The organism is Methylobacter sp. Wu1 (assembly GCF_036553575.1).
Taxonomy (GTDB): domain Bacteria; phylum Pseudomonadota; class Gammaproteobacteria; order Methylococcales; family Methylomonadaceae; genus Methylobacter.
In genome coordinates, this window is the sequence record NZ_JAZHOC010000078.1 from 1 (window position 1) to 19,675 (window position 19,675).

The following is a 19,675-nucleotide window of genomic DNA, read 5'->3' on the forward strand; positions in this document are numbered from 1 at the left end:
CCGATGCACTACGGCCGGACTTCATAATTTGGTTGCTGCCACAATCCGGGCAGGTAATTTCTTGATAACAGGTCATGCTCCATATTATATGAGCAAATCACATATTTGACCCATTACCCCTGTTTTTACTGGCATCCACGGTTAGCATAACGGCGGGGACGCCGGCCTTCTGCTATTTCTTGCCACACTGTCTATATCATCTATAATCATACCTCTAGCTAATACTGATCCATATATTTCCAGTAATTACAAAAATTGCATTACTTTGGCTTTTTCTAGCGCGTGTATAGCTTAGCAACCGATGTTTCCAGTTAGGGCCGGCAAGAGTAATGCCGCACTGGGGATCTGTGGAGCGGGATCGCCAGGGCTCGAAGTAGCAGAAGAGGAGCATCATGTTATGAGTTTACACTTTTCATGCTCAGGCATGCGCAAAGACCATGAATGCCAGGCCTGACCCGCGCTTCCGGCTGGCTGTCAGTATTTGTCGGCGATTTTATTTGTTACTGGAGATAGACCTATGAGCGATTTTCCCGCTTACGATGAGATTCATGTGATCTCGGATATTCACATGGGCGGCAACAGACCCAATTTTCAGATCCTGAAGGAGACCAGGAGGCTGGCGGGTTACATTGGGTGGGTGGCCCAACAGTGCCCGGCAGGCCATGTAGCGCTGGTGCTGAATGGGGATGTCTTCGACACGCTGGCCGAGGAACTGCCGGGCTATGTGGCGGTCGAGCAGGCCGTCTCTGTGGTTGAGCGGATCATGAAAGACGCGTCCTTCTCCTGCATCTGGGATGCGCTCGCGGCTTTCGTAGCGGGCGAACGGCGCACGCTGGTTTTTATCATCGGCAATCACGATATCGAAATAGCTTTCCCGACGGTGCAGCGTCTGATCATGAAACGATTGGCAGGCGATGACCTGGTCAAGCGCGCCCGGATCGAGTTCTCGACCACCGGCGCCGGCTATACCTGTACGGTCGGTAATGCGCGTATCTACTGCACGCACGGCAACGAGGTGGATGCCTGGAACTACAACCGCTACGAGGATCTGGCCAAGGTCGGGCGGCGCTTGAATGCCGGCCGCTCGCTCGATGCCAAGGAATGGTATCCGAACGCCGGCACGCGCATGGTCAAGGAGGTCATGAACGAGGTCAAGGAAAAATACAAATGGATCGATTTGCTGAAGCCGGAAACCCAGGCCGCGGTCGGCGCGCTGATCGTGCTCGATCCGTCCCAGGCGAAAAAGATCACCGACCTGGTCTCCATCGTCGGCGAGAGAGTCAGCGGCGGCAGGGAAGTCAACCAACGCCTGTCCGCTGAAGGGTTTCAGCCGCGCGAACAGGTGACGGATGCCTCGGCGGTGACGGTCAAGCAATTGCTGGGCCCCAATCTCAGAGAGGGTATCAACACGCATTCGCGGCAGGATTCGCAGGATGTGGACGCGATGCTGGCGCTGGCCGAGGCCAATCTCGGCAAGCCGAATGCCCAGATCGTCGAGCCGGCGGCGCCGCTGGGCACCTGGCAGCTGATTTTCGACCGGTTGACGGGCTGGCTCAGGGATGTGCCCAAGGACGAGGCGTTGCGCCGGGCGCTGAAAGACTGGCTGGCCGACGACAAGACCTTCGACCGTACCGACCGTGATGACACCTTCAAGGATGTCACGGCGGCGGTAGGGGCTTCGATCGATTTCATCGTCACCGGCCACACCCATCTGGAGCGGGCCATCGACATGGGCGGCGGGCGCTTCTACTTCAATTGCGGCACCTGGATCCGGCTGCTGCGTTTCACCGACGCCATGCTGAAGGACCAGAAGTCGTTCAAGCCGGTTTACGACGTCCTGATGGACGGCCGCATGGAACTGATCGACGAGGCGAAATTCGGCGGGCAAAGCTTCGTGATGAACCAGACCAGCGCCGTGTCCATCAAGGCGGAGAAAGGCGGCGTCGTGGGCTGCCTGAGCCATGTCGTCGGCGACGGCACCGGCGCGCCCCAGGTCGTCCAGCAATTCGCGAGGAAGTGACATGATCGAAAAGTACACTTCGGAAATCCGCAACGTCAAGCTCGAACTGTTAAGATCCGGGCCCGCCCACAATCAACTGTTGTCGCCGCTGACCAACTACATTGCCCTGTGCGGCTCCGACGGGCCGGTGACGCTGCAAATGCCGTTCGAGCATCGCCAGTTGCTGATGCGCCTGCGGCGGCTCAGATACCCCCAGGATAAGGACCCCGCCACTGACGACCAGCGGCAATCGGAAATCCGCGACATAGGCGAGGCCATCGGCCGCGTGCTCGGCCAGGTGCCGGCCTTGCTTTCCGAGCTCGGCAATGCCGGCGCCGAGAGCGGCAAACTCGTGCATTTGAGATTGGCCATGTCTGCATTCGAACTGGGCCTGATGCCCTTCGAAGCGGCCGTAGCGCCGGACGGTTTCCCCGGATCGGGCTCGCCGCTGTTCCTGCAAATGCGCACGCCGATCACGATCACGCGGGAAATCCGCCGGGGTCGTCCGCTGCCGGTCGACTGGACGCGTCCGCCCCGTATTCTGTTCGCGTTCGCGGCGCCGGATGGGCTTTACGTGCCCGCGCAGGCCCATTTGCAGGCCCTGCGCGAAGCCATCGAGCCCTGGGTCAAGATCAAGGACGAGAACCGCATCGAGGAAGTCAAAAAGCTGCTGACCGTGCTGCCCAATGCCACGCTGGAGCAAATCTGCTCGCTTTGCGCCTCGACCGAGTTCACCCATGTCCACATCCTGGCCCATGGCGCGCCGTTCAGGTATTCCGGCGATGAGCGCTACGGCCTGGCTTTGTGCAGCGAGACCGGCGACAGCGCCGACATCGTCGACGGCGAGCGCCTAGCTATCGCCCTGACCTCGAGCGATTCGGCCGGCAACACGCGCTTCCGCCCGACGCTCGTGACGCTGGCGACCTGCGATTCCGGCAATATCGAATCGGTGTTGACGCCCGGCGGCAGCATCGCCCACGAGCTGAATGCGGCCGGCATTCCGTGGGTCATCGCGTCCCAGTTTCCGCTGTGGATGAAGGCATCGGCCATCGCGGCCAAAGTGCTCTACCGCGGCTTGCTGAACGGCGGCGACCCGCGCTGGGTGCTTTACGAACTGCGCCAGCGGCTGCGTACGGATTCGCCGGAAACGCACGACTGGGCCAGCATCGTCGCCTACGCCACGGTGCCGTGGAATTTTGAACGTCAGGTCAACCTGTTCCGCGACCAGCAGACGCAGCGCAAAATCGAAGTGAAGTTTGACCGGATCGACGAACTGGTGGGAGCGAATCTGGACCGGGATCAAAGTGCCGCGCAGCTGCTCAGTGATGCCCAAAATGTGGAATTGACCGCGCTGTGTGCCTCGGTGCGCGAAGATCTGAAAAACTGGCGCGAGGAATCGCATGCCATCGTCTCGGCCAAGGATAAGGCGCAGCGCCTGGGCATCAGCGCCGCCAGCGAGAAACGCATCGGCATCGCCTATGCCTTGGCGGAAAATCTGCCATTGTCCCAGAAAGCCTACGAAGCCTGCCGCGATTTTTATCGTGATGCCTGGGAAATCGACCCTTGCAATTCCTGGGTGATCACGCAGTATCTGTCGATTATCGCCATCCTGAACCGGGAAGACGACGGCCCGGTGCTCAAGGAACTGGCGCATAAATACGGCATATTGTGGAACGCGGCCAGACAGATCGTGCAATGGCAGATCCGCAAATCGTCAGGCGAGGAGCGGGCTTATGCGTTGAGCACGCTGGCGGAACTCAGCTTGTTGGGAGTGGTATACGGCGGACAAGATATCGATCCTAAATCGCTGGAAACCGAGATTAAGCAGCACTGCCGAGAGATGCTGAACGAATTATGCTCCGATGCGTTTCCCATTTTTTCAACGCGGCGGCAGTTCAGGCGCTATCTGAAGGATTGGAGCACCCCGCTATGGGCCAGCCTGGCGCAGGCAGCATTGGGCGCGCTGGGGGATGAGTATTAAGCGTTGAGTCTGTGATGCAGGATATAACGGGAAAAGGATGCCCCGATTCAGTGCGACAGATTCGGTCCAGTTGGATTGAGGCGAGGTTGCGCCGGATTGCCGGATGATGGCCGGGATAAAAGTCTTTTGGGAGGGTTATTAAGAATGGCGCGCCCGAGAGGATTCGAACCTCTGGCCTCAGCCTCCGGAGGGCTGCGCTCTATCCAGCTGAGCTACGGGCGCGTTGGCGCATATTTTAACCGATTGCGCGCAAAATTACGATAGCATTGTTTTTAAATGTGCAAGACTGGCTTTGCCGCGCTCCTTGATGACTTCCGGCGCCAGTTGTTTCTTGTTGGCCCACTCCAGGTCGTCGGGAGGCAGTTCGTTCAGGAAACGGCTGGGTTCGCATTCGCTGATCTCGCCGTAGCGCTTCCGGTGCGTGCAATAGCTGAACGTCAGGGTGCGCTGGGCGCGCGTGATGCCGACATAGGCCAGGCGGCGTTCTTCCTCGATGTTGTCGGTTTCGATGCTGTTCTGATGCGGCAGCAGGTTTTCTTCCATGCCGATCAGGAACACATGCGGAAACTCCAGGCCTTTGGCGGCATGCAGGGTCATCAGGCTGACCTGGTCGCTGGCTTCTTCTTCCTGATTGCGCTCCATGATGTCCATCAGCATGATCTTGGAGACGATCTCGGACAGCGATTTTTCGCTGCTGTCCTTGTCGGCAACTGCTCCCTGCGTTGCTCTACCTCCTACATCCCTGTAGTCGTCTGCTATGCGCTTGAGCCAGTCGATCAGTTCCTGGACGTTCTTCATTTTGCGCTCGGCCGAGGCTGGCGTCTTGCTGTTTTCGCGCAGCCACTGTTCATAGCCGATCTGGCTCAGCATGGCTTCGATCACGGCAAAGGTATCTCCGCGCTCGATGCGGTCGGCCGTATCGATGACCCAGTCGCGGAATTTGCTCAGCCGCTGCATGGCTTTTTCGGGCAGTTTCTGGGTCAGGCCCAGTTCGGAGCTGGCCGCGAACAGGCTGATATGGCGCTCGTTGGCGTAGGCGCCGAGCTTTTCCAGCGTGGTCGGGCCGATCTCGCGGCGCGGCGTGTTGATGATGCGCAGGAAGGCGGCATCGTCGTCCTGGTTGACGAACAGGCGCAGGTAGCTGAGCACGTCCTTGATTTCGGAATAGGCGAAAAACGACGTGCTGCCGCTGATGAAATACGGGATGTTGTTCTCGCGCAGGCTGCGCTCGAACAGCCGCGACTGGTGATTGCCGCGGTATAAAATCGCGTAATCCTGATAGCTGCTGCCGGTCCTGAATTTATGGTGGATGATTTCGGACACGATCTGCTGGGCTTCGATCGTTTCGTCCCTGTGGCTCAGCACGCGCAATGGATCTCCGTAGCCCAGCTCGCTCCAGAGCTTTTTCTCGAACGCGTGCGGATTGTTCGCAATCAGATGGTTGGCGACTTTCAGAATGCGGCCGGTCGAGCGGTAATTCTGCTCCAGCTTGATGACTTTCAGCCGCGTGTAGTCTTTTTGCAGCTGCGCCAGGTTTTCGGGCTGGGCGCCGCGCCAGGCGTAGATGGACTGGTCATCGTCGCCGACTACGGTGAACCGGCCCAGATTGCCGGCAATCAGCTTGACGAGCTGGTACTGCGTGATGTTGGTGTCCTGGTATTCGTCGACAAGCAGATAGCGGATCTTGTTCTGCCATTTTTCCAGCACGGCCGGCTGTTCCTGAAACAGCAGCACGGGCAGCAGGATCAGGTCATCGAAATCGACGGCGTTGTAGGCTTTCAGGCTGCGGATATAGTCGCTGTAAAGCACGGCCGCCGGGTATTGCTCCGCCGTCGCCGTCGATACGGCCAGTTCCGGCGTGACGAAGGCGTTTTTCCATTGGCCGATCTGCCAGGAATAATGGTCGACCTTGTCGATATCGCAGTTCTTGCTGTCATGGCTGATCAGGTTGCGCAGCAGGGTGAGCTTGTCCTGCTCGTCGAACAGCGTCAGGCCGGCCTTGTAGCCCAGCGTTTTATGCTCGGCGCGCAGGATTTCCAGGCCCAGCGAGTGAAACGTCGAGACCCTGAGGCCGCGCAGCTGCTTGTCGTCCAGCAGTTTGGAAACGCGGCTTTTCATTTCGCGCGCAGCCTTGTTGGTGAAAGTCACGGCGGCGATATTGCGCGCCGGTATGCCGCCCTGGGTGATCAGATAGGCGATTTTTTCGGTGATCACGCGCGTCTTGCCGCTGCCGGCGCCGGCCAGCACTAATAAAGGATGATCGATGGTTTTAACAGCGGCTTGCTGCTGTGGATTCAGTTTGGCCATCACTACGATAAAAACTTAGGCTGAAACCGGCCTATTATATACATTTTGCCGGGCATCAATCACGCGCCGAGATACGCATCTCGCCATTTTCCTGCTTCATGTTGAATTGCTGCAGGACATTCATGCCGAGCAAGGGCTGGCTTAAGTTCGGCACGACCCGGGCCGGCGCATTTTTGACTACGAAATGCCCGAATTTGAGCTCCGAAATGACGACCGTGCAGGCGTCGGTCTGACCATTGGCGGTATCCACAATGACTTTTTCCTTACAGGCCATTCCGGCATCGGAAGCGAGTGAAGCTGGCAAGGAGACAACGGATGCGCCGGTATCGATCACGAACATCAGGGATTTGTTGTTAACGGAGCCTTCCAGAAAATAATGCCCATTAGCACCTTGCTTGACGACAAGCTCACGGTGAGCCTTTTTCTCCGGATCTTTTTCGGGCGGCTTTTCCTTAATCACGGATGTCCATGAAGACACGGTTTTGACATTCTCCGAGCAGGCCGATTTCTGGTAAATGATGTTGCCTTGCTGATTCCTGCATTTGAAGATCGTGTCATTGCTCCAGGTGTTCGTGCTGAACGATGCCAGCCCTACGGACAACAACAATAAACTATTTTTTTTCATGATTCCCCTCTGGTGATTGGTGCAGCTTGTCGCTGGTAGGCTGGGTTGGTAAACCCAGCAAGCTATTTAAAAGAATAGCACAGGCGTTTCGAAGCGAATGAATTCGGCTGTATGCTCCATTAAATGCTTCTGTCCAGTTTGCGATAACCAATCGCCTCGCTTAAATGCGCGATTTCTATCTGCTCTGAATGAGCCAGATCGGCAATGGTGCGGGCGAGCTTGAGGATGCGATGATAGGCGCGATGCGACAGGCCGAATTTGTCCATGGCCTGCTCCAGCAGCTGATGGCCCTGCTCGGATAACGGGCAGAACTGTTTGACTTCCTTGGCCGTCAGCACCGCGTTGGCCTTGCCGCTGCGCGCGACGGCAATGTTGCGCGCCGCCTCGACTCGTGCCCGGATTGTCGCGCTGTTTTCCTCGCCGTCTGGCGAGCCTTTGCGCAAGACCTCATGCGGAACCCTCGGCACTTCCAGATGCATGTCGATGCGGTCGAGCAGCGGGCCTGACACGCGAGCCCGGTAACGCATGACCTGCTCCGAAGTACAGTGGCAGCGGCCCGAGACATCGCCCAGATAACCACACGGGCACGGATTCATAGCCGCGATCAACTGGAAGCGGGCCGGAAAATCAGCTTGCCGGCTGGCGCGTGAAATCGTGATATGGCCGGTCTCCAGCGGCTCGCGCAGCACTTCGAGCACCTTCCGGTCGAATTCGGGCAGCTCATCAAGGAACAGGGCGCCGTTGTGCGCCAGCGAGATTTCGCCGGGCCGGGGATTGGAGCCGCCGCCGACCAGCGCCGCCGCCGACGCCGTATGGTGCGGCGCGCGATAGGGCGGTTTCAGCCAGTTGGCCACATCGAGCCCCTGGTCGCTGATCGAAGCGATGGCGGCGCTTTCCTGGGCCTGTTGTTCGGACAACAGCGGCAGAATGGTCGGCAGGCGCGAAGCCAGCATCGATTTGCCGGTGCCGGGCGGGCCCAGCATCAGCAGGTTGTGAGAACCGGCCGCGGCGATTTCAAAGGCGCGTTTGACATGATACTGGCCGTGCACATCGGCAAAGTCGATGCCGTCGGTCTGCGTATCTGGCGCGGGTTGCTGGAATTCCGGCTGTATCAGGCTTTGTCCGCTCAGATGCGCGCAGACTTCCAGCAGATGGCCGGCCGGCAGGATCTCTATGCCTTTGACTAAGGCGGCTTCGGCGATATTCTCGCGCGGTAGCAGCAGTTTCCTGCCGTTGTTGCGGGCCTGTATCGCGATCGGCAGCACGCCGCTGATCGGCCGCAGCTCGCCGCCCAGGGACAACTCGCCGATGCATTCGTACTGGTCGAGGCCTGCGGTCGGAATCTGGCTGGATGCCGCCAGGATGCCCAGCGCGATGGCCAGGTCGAAACGGCCGCCTTCCTTGGGCAGATCGGCAGGGGCCAGGTTGATCGTGATGCGCTGGGCCGGAAACTCAAAGCGTGAGTTCAGGATCGCGCCGCGCACGCGGTCCTTGCTCTCCTTGACGGCCGCCTCCGGCAAGCCGACGATGGACAGCGCCGGCAGGCCGTTGGCCACGTGTACTTCGACCGTGACCAAGGGCGCATTGATGCCGGCGCGGCCCCGGCTGTAGATGACGGCTAAAGCCATGGGCTGATGTTTATTTCAGGAGGGCGACTAAAGCCGCGCCCACAGCAGTGTGATATTTTACAGGTCGGCTTTGTCAAGGATTTGTGCCTCCATGGCCGCGACGCGTTTTTCCAGGTCTTCAAGCTTGGAGCGGGTTTTGGCTAAAACCGCTTTCTGCACTTCAAACTCTTCACGTGTGACCAGGTCCAGTTTGCCTAAGGCGCCCTGCAAAATGGCGTGGAAGCTTTTTTCCAGGTCTTCTTTCAGGTTGCTCAGACCCGGCGGAATGGCGCCGGCCAGGCGGCTGGCAAGATCATCAAGGGCTTTGGGATCAAACATAGGATATCTCTCTCTTTACTTAAAGGTAAAAGGCGGCAAACCATGCCGGCCTGTTGTGATTAATCGTTCTCTGTTTCCACCGGCCTGTCGGCGGCTGGCTTATGTTCCCGGCATATTTTTTCGGTATCCGGGCGGCTTAACGGCACCTGGGCCAGATCGCACTGGTAATGATTGTCGATCTCGTCGAAATGGCTGCAGGAGTTGCAGACGCCAAATGTCCGGACATTGTTGGTTATCTGTAACGTCCGCAGCATGGAATTCAAGGCATCGCCGAGGGTCGTGTATTGCTTGATCGCCAGGGCGTTCTCGGCCTGCGCGAACACATCGAGCGCTTCCAGTTCGTCCAGCAGGCGCACGCCGGATTTGGACAGGGAAAGATGCACGACGCGCCCGTCTTCGGAGTCGCTGCTGCGCTCGATATAGCCTTTGCGCTCAAGGACCTGTATCGTCTGCGAAACAGTGCCTTTAGTCAGCCCCAGATAGTCGGTCACGGCCGCGGGCGTGTCGCTGCACCAGTTGCAGCGGGACAGATAGTCCAGCACCTGGATGTGGATCGGCTGCAAGCCAACCGCGGCATACTTTTTCCGTTCTTCTGAACGCACCAGGGTGCTGATGCGCTCGATCAATTTAAAAGTGTCTTTTAATTCCTGCATTCAACTGACTACTTCAAACCGAGGGCTTTCTTGAAAAACTCAGGCTGGGCCAATGAAGCCTTGTGGATATCGACATTGTAGTAAGTCGTGTCGAAGTTTTTGTTGGCGGAGTCCAGTTCCCTGAATTTCGCCAGGCTGGCCTTGCTGGCGATCGTGGCGCTCCACCAGCCGGACGGATAGATGGCTTGCGGGAAGAACAGCGTTTGCAGGTGTTCGAAACCGGCCGAACCCATGGCATCGCGCATCTCGCCGATCAGCTTCATGTGATACAGCGGCGATTCGCTTTGCTGCACGACCATGCCGTGCTCGGACAGGCAGTTGAAGCAGTCGCGGTAGAATTCCTTGCTGAACAGGCCTTCGGCCGGGCCGGCCGGATCGGTGCTGTCGACGATGATAATGTCCACGGAATTGGGCTCGGCATCTTTGACCCACTTGATGCCGTCGATGAATTTCAGATCGGCGCGCGGATCGTTATTGGATTCGCACAATTCGGGAAAGTAGATTTCGGCCAGACGCGTGACGCGCTCGTCGATATCGATCTGTACGGCCTGTTCGACGGACTGGTGCTTCAAAATTTCCCTCAAGGTGCCGCAGTCGCCGCCGCCGATGATCCAGACGCGTTTCGGATCGGGGTGCGTGAATAAGACCGGATGACTCATCATCTCATGATAGAGGAAGTTATCGCGCGTCGATACCATCGTGCAGCCGTCGATGACCATCAAATTGCCGAAATCCTCGGTTTCATAAATTTCAATAAATTGATATTCCGATTGCTCCTCGTGCAACTTTTGTTTAAATTTTAACGAAAAGGCGGATTCTGCACCTGGAGCTTGCTCGGTAAACCACTGAGACGGATTCATTATCTGTGTTCCTAAAAACGAATAAACAAATCAATATTATATTAGAATTCTGTCGTATTTAGGCGGAATGGAGTGAAAAAGTTGTATTTAAGTGATTCAAAGACGTGGACTATCGAGGATTCGGCGCAAACCTACGGCATACAAAACTGGGGCGACGGTTACTTTGCGATCAATGCCGAAGGGCACGTCTGCGTAAGGCCGAGCTCCGACAAAGCCGTCGAAATCGATCTGTACGAAATCGCCGGTTCGCTCAAGGACAAGAATCTGTCCCTGCCGGTCCTGGTGCGCTTTACCGACATCCTCAAAGACCGCGTCCGGCGCCTGCAGGCCGCCTTCGAGAAAGCCTGCGTCAATAATGACTATCAGGGCCGCTACACGCCCGTCTACCCGATCAAGGTCAACCAGCAGCGCAAAGTCGTCGAGGGCATTCTGGCTTCCGACAATGTCGGGCTGGAAGCGGGCAGCAAGCCGGAGCTGCTGGCGATCATGGCGCTATCGACGCAGTCGGTCGTGATCTGCAACGGCTACAAGGACCGGGCTTATATCCGCCTGGCGCTGATCGGCCTGAAGATGGGGCTGAACCTGTTTCTGGTCATTGAAAAACCTTCCGAACTGGAACTGATCATAGAGGAAGCTGCGCGGTTGAACGTCAGGCCGCAGCTGGGCGTGCGTATCCGGCTGGCCAGCATCAGCGCCGGCAAATGGCAGAACAGCGGCGGCGAGAAATCCAAATTCGGCTTTCACGCCAATGAAGTGCTGGGATTGGTCGAGCGCCTCAAACAAGCGGAACTGCTCGATACCCTCAAGCTCATGCATTTTCACATGGGTTCGCAGATCGCCAACATCCACGACATCAAGGTCGCGCTGAAAGAAGCCGGGCAATTCTACGTCGAACTGCACCGCCAGGGCGCTCCCGTAAAAATCATCGATGCCGGCGGCGGCCTCGGCGTCGATTACGACGGCAGCCGGTCGCGGCGCGAGTCATCGATCAATTACAGCATGGACGAATACGCGCAGAACATCGTGCGCAGCTTCGCCGAAATCTGCGCCGAAAAGCAGGTGCCGCAGCCCGATATCATCACCGAGTCGGGCCGCGCGATCACGGCCCATCATGCCGTATTGATCACCAACGTGACCGATATCGAATCGGTCTATACCAATGACTCGGCCAAACAGCCTCTGGCCAACGGGCAGAACATCGTCGAGCGTTACCATGATGCGCAATTCGCTCTGTCGGAAGCCCGCGCGCAGTTCAATCAGGACAAGCTGAGCATCGTAGAACTGGCCCAGGCTGAGAACGACTATGCGGTCATCTGCCAGCAGATCAAAAACAGCCTGAATCCGAAAAGCCAGAACGAAGCCACGATATTGCAGGAGCTGAGCGAGAAGCTGGCCGACAAGGTGTTCTGCAATTTCTCGCTGTTCCAGTCCATGCCCGACATCTGGGGCATCGAGCAGATCTTTCCGATCATGCCCATACACCGGCTGGACGAGCGGCCTTCGCGGCGCGCCGTGCTCCAGGACCTGACCTGCGATTCGGACGGCCGCATCGACCAGTATATCGACGGCCAGAACATCGAAACGACGCTGGCGCTGCATGAAATCGACAGCAGGGAACCGTACCTGATCGGCTTTTTCATGCTGGGCGCCTACCAGGAAATTCTCGGCGACATGCACAACCTGTTCGGCGATACGCACTCGATCAATATCGAGCTCGACGACAGCGGGTATCATTTTTACGATCTGCTCGAAGGCGAGCATGTCGGCGATCTGCTGGATTACGTCCATATCTGTCCTGAGGAACTGAAAGCCGCCTACCGCGAGAAGCTGGCAAGAAGCCCTGTCAGCGAACAGGAGCGGCGGGACTACGAAAAAGAACTGGTCGCGGGCCTGACGGCTTATACCTATCTGGAGCGCTAGCTGAACGTAGGGTACGCATTGCGTACCTTATCCTCAAGCGGGACGGGGTTTGTAACCCCCTTCCTAACATTTCAGAGCTGTCTGAGCCAGGCAATGACATTTAATCAATGCAAACGTTTCGGGCGCGGCAACATGCCACGCCCGGCAGTAGGGTACGCATCGCGTACCTTCCCTGGATTTGATGCACTGACAACGTTTTGAAAATGGTACGCGATGCGTACAACTGGAGCGGTAACATGAAAGCAGGCATGATCGGACTCGGCGCGATGGGCGTCGGCATGGCCGGAAATCTCGCCAAGGCGGGCTATCTGACGGCCGTTTACAATCGCACGGCGGCAACGGCGCAAAGTCTCGCCGAAGGTCTGGGCGTAACCGCTTATGAAACGCCCCAGGCGTTGGCGGCTGAAGTCGATGCCGTGCTGATCTGCGTTTCCGCCGATCAGGATGTGCTGGATGTCGTTAATGCCGTCGCCGCCGCCATCAAGCCCGGATCGGTCGTCGTCGACATGTCTACGGTCAGCAGCGAGACGGCCAGAAAAGCCGCCGCGATACTGGCCGCAAAACAGGCCGCTTTTCTCGATGCGCCGGTATCGGGCGGCGTCGAAGGCGCCAGCAAAGGCACGTTGGCCATGATGATAGGCGGCGACGCCGATGCCCTGGAAAAAGTCCGTCCGGTGCTGGCGGCCATGGCGAACCGTATCATGCATATGGGGCCGACCGGCGCGGGCCAGAATACGAAGGCCGTCAACCAGATCATGGCCGCCGGCATCAATCAGGCCGTGACCGAGGCGCTGGCCTTCGGGCAGACGCAGGGCCTGCCGATGGACAAGGTCATCGAAGTCATCTCCGGCGGCGCGGCCGGCAATTGGTTTCTGGAACACCGCGGCCCGACCATGACGCGCGGCACTTTCGCGCCGGGCTTCAAGCTGGCGCTGCATCACAAGGATCTGAAAATCTGCCAGGCCATGGCCCGGCAGATCGGCGCATCGACTACGATGATCGACATGACGCTGGCCGACTACGAGCAATTGATGGCGGCGGGGCTTGGGGATGAGGATATTTCGGCACTGTACCGGCTAAAAAACAAGTCTTGAGTAGGGTACGAGACTGTGAAAGTATTCAGAATTTTTCTCTTTAATTTCTATATGTTGTTGTATACAAATATCAAATGCACAATATATTGTGGTAAAAATTTCAAAAAACGAATACTTTCACAGTCTCGTACGCATCGCGTACCTTTTCTGAATTTGATCCACTTGCGACGTTTTGAAAATGGTACGCGATGCGTCCCCTACGAAATCGGCCGGATCAGTCAGCCCCGCAGCAGCGCTTGAACTTCTTGCCGCTGCCGCAGGGGCATGGCGCATTCTTGCCCTGGTTGGTCTGCAGCCCGACCTTGCCTATCGATTTGACGATGCCGTCCAGGTAAAACCAGCGGCCGTTGGTCCGGGTAAAGCGGCTGGCCTCGTTCATCACATGCTCCTCGCCATCCTGCAGAAAATACGCCTTAAATTCCACGAGTCCCTTGCTGTCCTTAAGGCCGCCCTTTTTAGTGCCGGTGATCTCCAGCTTTTGCCACTCGGCTTTTTCCCTGGAAAAGTCGATAGCGGCAGGCCGCGTGCTCGCATCCCAGGTTGCCAGCAAATAAGCTTCATCCTGGCGGGCATAAGCGGTAAAACGCGAACGCATCAGCGCTTCGGCGGTGGGCGCGGTTTTTTCTCCGCGGTGATACTGGCCGCAGCATTCAGAATAGTCGAGGCCGGAGCCGCAAAGACAATGTTGTTGATCAGTCATGTCAAGTCAATCGGTACAGGAAAGAATTATTTACCCCAGCAATTTGCAACAGAGTCGGTGCCTGACACGGTTTTGACGTCGGCTTGATTGATGCCGAGGACGTTGCATTTTGCATCGGTGAAGGTAGGCGTGGCCGCAGCGGTATAGCCATTGGCATCGGCAGCGGTGATGCTGATCGTATATTTGCCGTCGGGCGAAGAAGTGCCGAGGTTTAATCCGGCATTGGTCAAATCGGTCGTGTAAGCTGCATGATTGGCCCGCCATTTCTCTTCAGCCAATTGCACTTGCAACAATCCAGCCTTCCCGTCTGAGCGCTTGGCGCGTGTCACGTATTCGGTATAGGAAGGATAAGCAATTGCCGCAAGAATACCGATAATAGCCACCACTATCATCAATTCTATCAGAGTAAATCCGTCAAATCGTTTAAACGTCTTCATTGATTCTCCTTTTAAATTTTTATTTCATTAAGAATAGCATAACCGGCCATATTTGCCCGCGTCATGAAGGCCAGCCGATTAGCGTTCCAATTCAGCCGATAAGCGGCATCCGGCGCACCTTTCAAAAACCGATACCCATCTATACTTACCACAAACAAAAAAAGGGGATCAGATATGAAAAAATTAGGGAGTTCAGGCTTCTCGCTGATTGAACTGATGATAGTTATTGCCATCATGGGCATTATTGCGGCGCTGGCTGTGCCTTCTTACCGAGACATGCTTGCACGGAACCGGCTGAAACAAGCGGCTGAAGGGTTGAAATCCGACTTGCAATGGATGCGCGCCGAATCCATAAAGCAAAGCTGCAATCTTCGGGCTTCTTTTACCGAAGGCGCCAACTGGTCTTACCAGATCTACATACCGCCTGCTGCTGCCGGCAGCGCATGCGCTCTTCAGCATGTCAGCCATGGGTGCCCCGCCGCAGCCACTGCCAATTGCAATATAAAAACCGTAAGCAGCACACAGTATGCCGGAACCACAATGGATGATCCTGATTTTTTTAGCGCTCCTGAAACCGTAGCGGAATTCGATTTTAGACGCGGTGAAGCGAGAAGAAGCAATAACAGCTTAAGCCATGGAAGCGTGGAGATGATTTCATCCAATTATAAAGTGAAGGTGATGGTAGCTTCCGTTGGGCGCGTAAGAATCTGTAATGAAGAAGGTTCGACCGGATACCCGAATTGCTGACCAGGAGAAAGCCGACATGAAAAAACAATCCGGTTTCACGCTTATCGAGATAATGATTGCCTTGTTGTTGGGGCTGATCATTGTGGGAGCAACCATCGCCATTTACATCACCACGGTCAGAAGCAGCACCGATACTGTCAGGTCGGTACGCCTGAATCATGATCTGGAATCGGTCATGACGATCATGGTCAACGACATCAAGCGCGCGGGCTACTGGCGCGGCGCTGTACTCAACAACTGGCATATAGCGTATGTGGCCAATGGCGGCGCTCCCGTCAATGATCCCAATCCTTTTACCGCCGCTGCAACCCGATTAAACATAATCGGTGGCAATTGCATTCTGTATAGTTACGATGCAAACAATAATGGCGCGGTCGATGCCAGCGAATTTTATGGATTCAGATTCACCAACAATTCCATCCAAATGCGCTCGGGGGGCGCTAACACTACCGATTGCGCCAATCCCGATGACAACTGGGATGGATTTATGGAAGGCAATCAGCTGAACATCACTGATCTTCAATTCAGTTTCGTGGCACTGGCGGCGCAGGCGGCCGTCGCGAATGTTCACCCCGCTTTGCCGGCTCTGGCCGGCACTTCCCGCTGCTTGAACATTACCACGGCAGCTGCGCCCAATACCGGCGTAACCTGCACCGTAGCCAATGCAGGCGATTACATTTCCGTAAAACGCGTGGTTGATATTCACTTAACGGGCGCGCTGGATGCTGATCCGACTGTTACCAAGACCCTGAGCAGTACGGTTAAAGTCAGAAACGATCATATCTTCAGACAGCCATAGAGAATCAAGGGAACCTTCATGAAAACGATAACGCACAGATTCAAGAGCCAGCAGGGCGCCGCAAGTTTATTAACGGCCCTCGTGTTGTTGATCAGTATCACCCTTGTCATTTTGCTCACTTCCAAAGAAGTGCTCGTAGAAACCAAAGTCACCGCCGACAATTACCGTACCAGTCAGGCGACGGCGGCGGCCAGTGCGGCCATGAATCAGGCAGAGGCTTATTTTATGACCGGCGGGCTGGATCAAATAGATAACGATACAGGCGCCGCCGGGGCTGATGGGTTAGTTGATTACACCAGCGCCTCGCCATTTTCTCTTGATCCTGATGATCTGACCGCCGGCACGCAAACCACCTCCGCACAGTTTTATTTCGACAACAGCGATGACAATGCCTGCGACTGCCAGGCCGATGCTTCCAAGACGATAGACAGTGATGGGGATGGCGACTGCTTTGGAACGTTAGGAAAAAACATGACTCGCGCCCTGGTGACCGCCAAAGGCTGGAGCGACGATGGCACCGCCGTTCGCACGGTAACCCAATGCATGGGCACTTTTGATATTTTTGATAACGGCGACGGCCCCAAACAGCCGTTCGTCAGCAAGGCTTCGGTGGGCGTATTCGGTAATGCGACAATCATTAACCGCTACACCAACAGCAGCATCTGGACGGGGGGCGCCAATGACATCAGCGGTGCGGCTTTTGCCACTTATTTAAGGCCGGCGAATACTGCAACCAGCGATTACATCAAGACAGAGCTAAACAGTGATTGCGAGGTTTCGCCATGCGGCGACCCCAATAACCCCGGGCCGAATACGCAATTGGTATCCAACAAGAAGACTGGCGCAGGTATCGATATCATTACCGACGACGCGACCTTATCCAGTAAAACTGCGGATCAATTTTTTGATATGTTTTTTGCTGTGACCAAAGCCCAGTTCATGAAGGTCGCGGAAAACGCAAATCAAAAACTGCCCAATGCGGCGGGAGTAACAAGCCCCAACGGCATGAGCGGGGTTATCTGGGTGGAAGGAAATCTTACGCTTAATGCCACCGATGTAGTGGGAAGTCCGGCCACGCCCGCCGTTCTGGTTGTCAATGGCGATTTTTCATTAAGCGGGGGCGCGACTGTTTACGGCGTGATTTACGTAACAGGAACCTTACATATAACAGGCAATCCGGTCATAAAAGGTACCGTGATAGGCGAGAGCAACACAACCAGCGGCGGGGGCGGTACTTTGAAATTGGTGTATGTGCCGATAGTGGGAGACGATCAGGCACCGCCGTTTATTGTCGGTACCGGCATGATTGTCCCAGGTTCATGGAAAGATTGGTGATCAATAATTAAAACAGGATACAGCAATGAAATTAATTAACCCGATAAAAAACAGCACCGGTATCGGCCTGATAGAAGTGTTGATTACCACCGTGGTCGTTGCCGTGGGCTTGCTGGCGATCGCGTCCTTGCAAGGCGACCTGATGAATGGCAGCGGTTTGAATAAAACCCGCGCGGAAGCCAAAGCGCTCTGCGACACCAAGATCGAGGAACTCAGGGACAGGATCGAAAAAACAGGCGCATCGGGCTATGATGCGATTGCATCTTCGGCCGCAAACGAGACTATAACAGGTACGAACGAAACCTTCAGCAGAGGCTGGGTCGTGACGGACCTGACCGGTCCCGCCCGGAAACAGATCAGCGCAACCTGCAGCTGGCCCAAAGGGCAGGTGGTCGTGCAAAGCGTCGTGGTATTTGAAGATGTGTGGGCATCAGGGGTTGGCGCTCAAGGGCAAAACAGCGGCGTTGATACTAACGATCCCAGCACGAACGCCGAATCTTCAGAAGAAATCAAGCCGGAAATCATAGATCTTCCTCAAGCCCAAACGCCAAACAGCATCTATACCGTTGACGGCAAGACCTATATGGTTACTGCCAGCGGTAAGCAGGCTGCCCGGGTATATAGTTGCGGTACTTTACAGCCTTTTGAACACGGCTTATACACCCGCCGCGTCAACAGAGACGGCGTGGTTGGCGACGAATCGATTGAGTTGTTTGAAAAGTCTACGGTTGACACCAATTACTGTATTCCGAAAGTGCGTTTCAATGGCGGCGTTATTATTCCCATAACCGGCATCGTGCATTCTAAGGCGACGGACGGCAATGGCAAAAATGCGCCATTGCTGGATATCAGCCTGTTTACTTTCAACACGACGGAAAGCGGCACCTATTGCATTTTTGAACCGGTAGCCGGGGCTGTAAGCGCGCCTTATGTCTGTTATGTCGGGGGCAATTGTAAATTCGGTCCGGCCGGCACTCCGGTAAGCGGCAATGTTCCTGTTACGGAATGCCCTAACCCCGCTTTCGCTGCAGCTAAAGTCGGCCCAGGCGGCTGGCGTGGCAAAGTAGGCTTGCTGGGCGTTGCGGCTACCGACAAAAATGTCTGCTTTGCGGAAGAACTGGCGGGAACCGCTACAACGCTTGATACGGCAAGAAATTACTATACGCGTAATAATGGCCTGAATGAGGGCATAAACAAGCCATATGGTTGCCATGACTTTTTAATCATCAATGGTCAGCAAAATGCAAAAGGTATGCACGATGAATGCAGCGCACAAGCGGCGGCTATCGGCGGGTTTAAACTGGCGACCAAAAATATACAGCGCGATATAACAGGAAATAATGTTTTTGATCCTGCTGTCGATACGAGTTATTGCGTGGGAGACCCTATCTCGAGCTATACGGTTAACGGCAAAATAGAGAACGCCAACAGCGCGCCGAAAATTACCATGATCGGCGGTAATTGCACGGCCACGACAACCGATTACACCTGCAATATCGCCACAGGAGAAACATCGGCCACTGTCAGCGGCAGTTATAACGGTGAAACACAAAACTGCACCTTCTCGCTGGCCGCGGCAGATGGCTGTACCTTATCGTTTACGCCATCGAACAATCCGACTTATACCGTTACAGGCATCATTATGGGTGCAGCGGCAGGCTCAGTTTCAGTCTCGCTTGATCCGTCTGACATTCAGTGTCCCACAACGCCTAATGGCGACGGCAATTACACCTATAGCTGTAGCGTTACTGCGGCAGACCCCACTACTGCCACGCTGACAGCAACGGCGTCAGTAATAAGCGCAGCGGTAGAGCCGGCCACGCAAACAGTGACCCTGACGGGCGCATCCGGCACGACGATCACGGTTCCGGGCCCTTTTGTTGCGAATGACGTTCCGACTTATACTATTAGCGGTTCTATAAAAATTGAGGATAAAGTTGTTGATTTAACCACAGTCACGGTTGCGGTCGATGCCAACATGGGGGCTTGCACGCTGACAGGCGGGCATAGCGCAGGCATGACTCCGAGCTATAGCTGCATTGTTCCCGGCGGCGATAACCATCTCACCGTTGCCATCAGTCCTCACTGCTCAGCGGGCAATGGAGGCAAGAAACACCAACTGTCCGATGGCGCAACTACATCGCTAAACGGAAGTTTGTATATTGATCTAGGCAATGTGAGTGGAAACGCAACTAAAAACATTACAATCGCAAAATCAAGCACTAATTGTTAATCCCTCAGGCGGGACGGGATTTGCAATCCCGTCCTTTTC

General features: G+C 55.8%; 17 protein-coding genes and 1 tRNA gene. 8 read left to right on the top strand and 10 right to left on the bottom strand.

Features of this window, described 5'->3' with window-relative positions:
* Positions 1-517 precede the first annotated feature (517 nt).
* Complete coding sequence (locus tag V2P20_RS18175) at positions 518-2,020, top strand: metallophosphoesterase (protein WP_331820820.1); 1,503 nt, start codon at positions 518-520, stop codon at positions 2,018-2,020.
* 1 nt (position 2,021) lies between these two features.
* Positions 2,022-3,980 carry a CHAT domain-containing protein gene (locus V2P20_RS18180; RefSeq protein ID WP_331820822.1) on the top strand — a complete coding sequence of 653 codons (1,959 nt, stop codon included), beginning with the start codon at positions 2,022-2,024 and terminating at the stop codon, positions 3,978-3,980.
* Positions 3,981-4,125: 145 nt separating this feature from the next.
* Here the strand turns inward: V2P20_RS18180 and V2P20_RS18185 are convergent.
* From V2P20_RS18185 to speE, 7 genes are all read right to left on the bottom strand, one after another.
* A tRNA-Arg gene (locus V2P20_RS18185) sits at positions 4,126-4,202 on the bottom strand.
* A gap of 33 nt (positions 4,203-4,235) precedes the next feature.
* Entirely contained in the window at positions 4,236-6,287 is a 2,052-nt protein-coding gene (gene rep, locus V2P20_RS18190; RefSeq protein ID WP_331821036.1) for a DNA helicase Rep, read from the bottom strand.
* A 55-nt stretch (positions 6,288-6,342) separates the two neighbouring features.
* Positions 6,343-6,912 carry a TIGR02281 family clan AA aspartic protease gene (locus tag V2P20_RS18195; protein ID WP_331820824.1) on the bottom strand — a complete coding sequence of 190 codons (570 nt, stop codon included), beginning with the start codon at positions 6,910-6,912 and terminating at the stop codon, positions 6,343-6,345.
* Between the two features lie 119 nt (positions 6,913-7,031).
* Positions 7,032-8,540, bottom strand: a complete 1,509-nt coding sequence (locus V2P20_RS18200; RefSeq protein WP_331820826.1) for a YifB family Mg chelatase-like AAA ATPase — start codon at positions 8,538-8,540, stop codon at positions 7,032-7,034.
* A gap of 57 nt (positions 8,541-8,597) precedes the next feature.
* Positions 8,598-8,858 (bottom strand): accessory factor UbiK family protein, encoded by a 261-nt coding sequence (locus V2P20_RS18205; protein ID WP_331820828.1) that lies wholly within the window; start codon positions 8,856-8,858, stop codon positions 8,598-8,600.
* A 59-nt stretch (positions 8,859-8,917) separates the two neighbouring features.
* On the bottom strand, positions 8,918-9,511 hold the full coding sequence (locus tag V2P20_RS18210; protein WP_331820830.1) for a helix-turn-helix domain-containing protein: 594 nt from the start codon (positions 9,509-9,511) through the stop codon (positions 8,918-8,920).
* 8 nt (positions 9,512-9,519) lie between these two features.
* Positions 9,520-10,371 carry a polyamine aminopropyltransferase gene (gene speE / locus V2P20_RS18215; protein ID WP_331820832.1) on the bottom strand — a complete coding sequence of 284 codons (852 nt, stop codon included), beginning with the start codon at positions 10,369-10,371 and terminating at the stop codon, positions 9,520-9,522.
* 81 nt (positions 10,372-10,452) lie between these two features.
* Here speE and speA point away from each other — a divergent pair, with 81 nt between their 5' ends.
* Positions 10,453-12,291, top strand: coding sequence for a biosynthetic arginine decarboxylase (gene speA / locus V2P20_RS18220; RefSeq protein ID WP_331821038.1), 1,839 nt, complete (start codon positions 10,453-10,455; stop codon positions 12,289-12,291).
* A 236-nt stretch (positions 12,292-12,527) separates the two neighbouring features.
* Positions 12,528-13,385 (top strand): NAD(P)-dependent oxidoreductase, encoded by an 858-nt coding sequence (locus tag V2P20_RS18225; RefSeq protein ID WP_331820834.1) that lies wholly within the window; start codon positions 12,528-12,530, stop codon positions 13,383-13,385.
* A gap of 214 nt (positions 13,386-13,599) precedes the next feature.
* On the opposite strand, the gene V2P20_RS18230 is transcribed toward V2P20_RS18225, so the two are convergent.
* From V2P20_RS18230 to V2P20_RS18240, 3 genes are read right to left on the bottom strand one after another with little or no spacing between them, the layout of a single operon-like run.
* Positions 13,600-14,085: a YchJ family protein gene (locus V2P20_RS18230; protein ID WP_331820836.1), complete on the bottom strand. Its 486-nt coding sequence runs from the start codon at positions 14,083-14,085 to the stop codon at positions 13,600-13,602.
* A gap of 26 nt (positions 14,086-14,111) precedes the next feature.
* Entirely contained in the window at positions 14,112-14,522 is a 411-nt protein-coding gene (locus V2P20_RS18235; RefSeq protein WP_331820838.1) for a type IV pilin protein, read from the bottom strand.
* An 11-nt stretch (positions 14,523-14,533) separates the two neighbouring features.
* Positions 14,534-14,758, bottom strand: a complete 225-nt coding sequence (locus V2P20_RS18240) for a hypothetical protein (protein ID WP_331821044.1) — start codon at positions 14,756-14,758, stop codon at positions 14,534-14,536.
* On the opposite strand from V2P20_RS18240, the gene V2P20_RS18245 reads away from it, so the two are divergent.
* Genes V2P20_RS18245 through V2P20_RS18260 form a run of 4 tightly spaced genes read left to right on the top strand, consistent with a single transcriptional unit; the run spans position 14,739 to position 19,636 of the window.
* The gene (locus V2P20_RS18245; protein WP_331821040.1) at positions 14,739-15,269 is read left to right on the top strand and encodes a hypothetical protein; all 531 of its coding nucleotides are present in this window, start codon (positions 14,739-14,741) and stop codon (positions 15,267-15,269) included. The genes V2P20_RS18240 and V2P20_RS18245 overlap by 20 nt on opposite strands.
* 16 nt (positions 15,270-15,285) lie before the next feature.
* Positions 15,286-16,068 carry a prepilin-type N-terminal cleavage/methylation domain-containing protein gene (locus V2P20_RS18250; RefSeq protein WP_331820840.1) on the top strand — a complete coding sequence of 261 codons (783 nt, stop codon included), beginning with the start codon at positions 15,286-15,288 and terminating at the stop codon, positions 16,066-16,068.
* Between the two features lie 18 nt (positions 16,069-16,086).
* Positions 16,087-17,403: a hypothetical protein gene (locus V2P20_RS18255; RefSeq protein ID WP_331820842.1), complete on the top strand. Its 1,317-nt coding sequence runs from the start codon at positions 16,087-16,089 to the stop codon at positions 17,401-17,403.
* Positions 17,404-17,428: 25 nt separating this feature from the next.
* Positions 17,429-19,636: a hypothetical protein gene (locus tag V2P20_RS18260; protein ID WP_331820844.1), complete on the top strand. Its 2,208-nt coding sequence runs from the start codon at positions 17,429-17,431 to the stop codon at positions 19,634-19,636.
* Positions 19,637-19,675 lie beyond the last annotated feature (39 nt).

Coding starts and splice junctions, on each gene's coding strand:
- speE (WP_331820832.1), bottom strand. CDS start 10,371: ATGAATCCGTCTCAGTGGTTTACCGAGCAAGCTCCAGGTGCAGAATCC.
- V2P20_RS18250 (WP_331820840.1), top strand. CDS start 15,286: ATGAAAAAACAATCCGGTTTCACGCTTATCGAGATAATGATTGCCTTG.
- V2P20_RS18195 (WP_331820824.1), bottom strand. CDS start 6,912: ATGAAAAAAAATAGTTTATTGTTGTTGTCCGTAGGGCTGGCATCGTTC.
- V2P20_RS18210 (WP_331820830.1), bottom strand. CDS start 9,511: ATGCAGGAATTAAAAGACACTTTTAAATTGATCGAGCGCATCAGCACC.
- V2P20_RS18200 (WP_331820826.1), bottom strand. CDS start 8,540: ATGGCTTTAGCCGTCATCTACAGCCGGGGCCGCGCCGGCATCAATGCG.
- V2P20_RS18225 (WP_331820834.1), top strand. CDS start 12,528: ATGAAAGCAGGCATGATCGGACTCGGCGCGATGGGCGTCGGCATGGCC.
- V2P20_RS18260 (WP_331820844.1), top strand. CDS start 17,429: ATGAAATTAATTAACCCGATAAAAAACAGCACCGGTATCGGCCTGATA.
- V2P20_RS18255 (WP_331820842.1), top strand. CDS start 16,087: ATGAAAACGATAACGCACAGATTCAAGAGCCAGCAGGGCGCCGCAAGT.
- rep (WP_331821036.1), bottom strand. CDS start 6,287: ATGGCCAAACTGAATCCACAGCAGCAAGCCGCTGTTAAAACCATCGAT.
- V2P20_RS18235 (WP_331820838.1), bottom strand. CDS start 14,522: ATGAAGACGTTTAAACGATTTGACGGATTTACTCTGATAGAATTGATG.
- V2P20_RS18175 (WP_331820820.1), top strand. CDS start 518: ATGAGCGATTTTCCCGCTTACGATGAGATTCATGTGATCTCGGATATT.
- V2P20_RS18245 (WP_331821040.1), top strand. CDS start 14,739: ATGATAGTTATTGCCATCATGGGCATTATTGCGGCGCTGGCTGTGCCT.
- V2P20_RS18230 (WP_331820836.1), bottom strand. CDS start 14,085: ATGACTGATCAACAACATTGTCTTTGCGGCTCCGGCCTCGACTATTCT.
- V2P20_RS18240 (WP_331821044.1), bottom strand. CDS start 14,758: ATGATGGCAATAACTATCATCAGTTCAATCAGCGAGAAGCCTGAACTC.
- V2P20_RS18205 (WP_331820828.1), bottom strand. CDS start 8,858: ATGTTTGATCCCAAAGCCCTTGATGATCTTGCCAGCCGCCTGGCCGGC.
- V2P20_RS18180 (WP_331820822.1), top strand. CDS start 2,022: ATGATCGAAAAGTACACTTCGGAAATCCGCAACGTCAAGCTCGAACTG.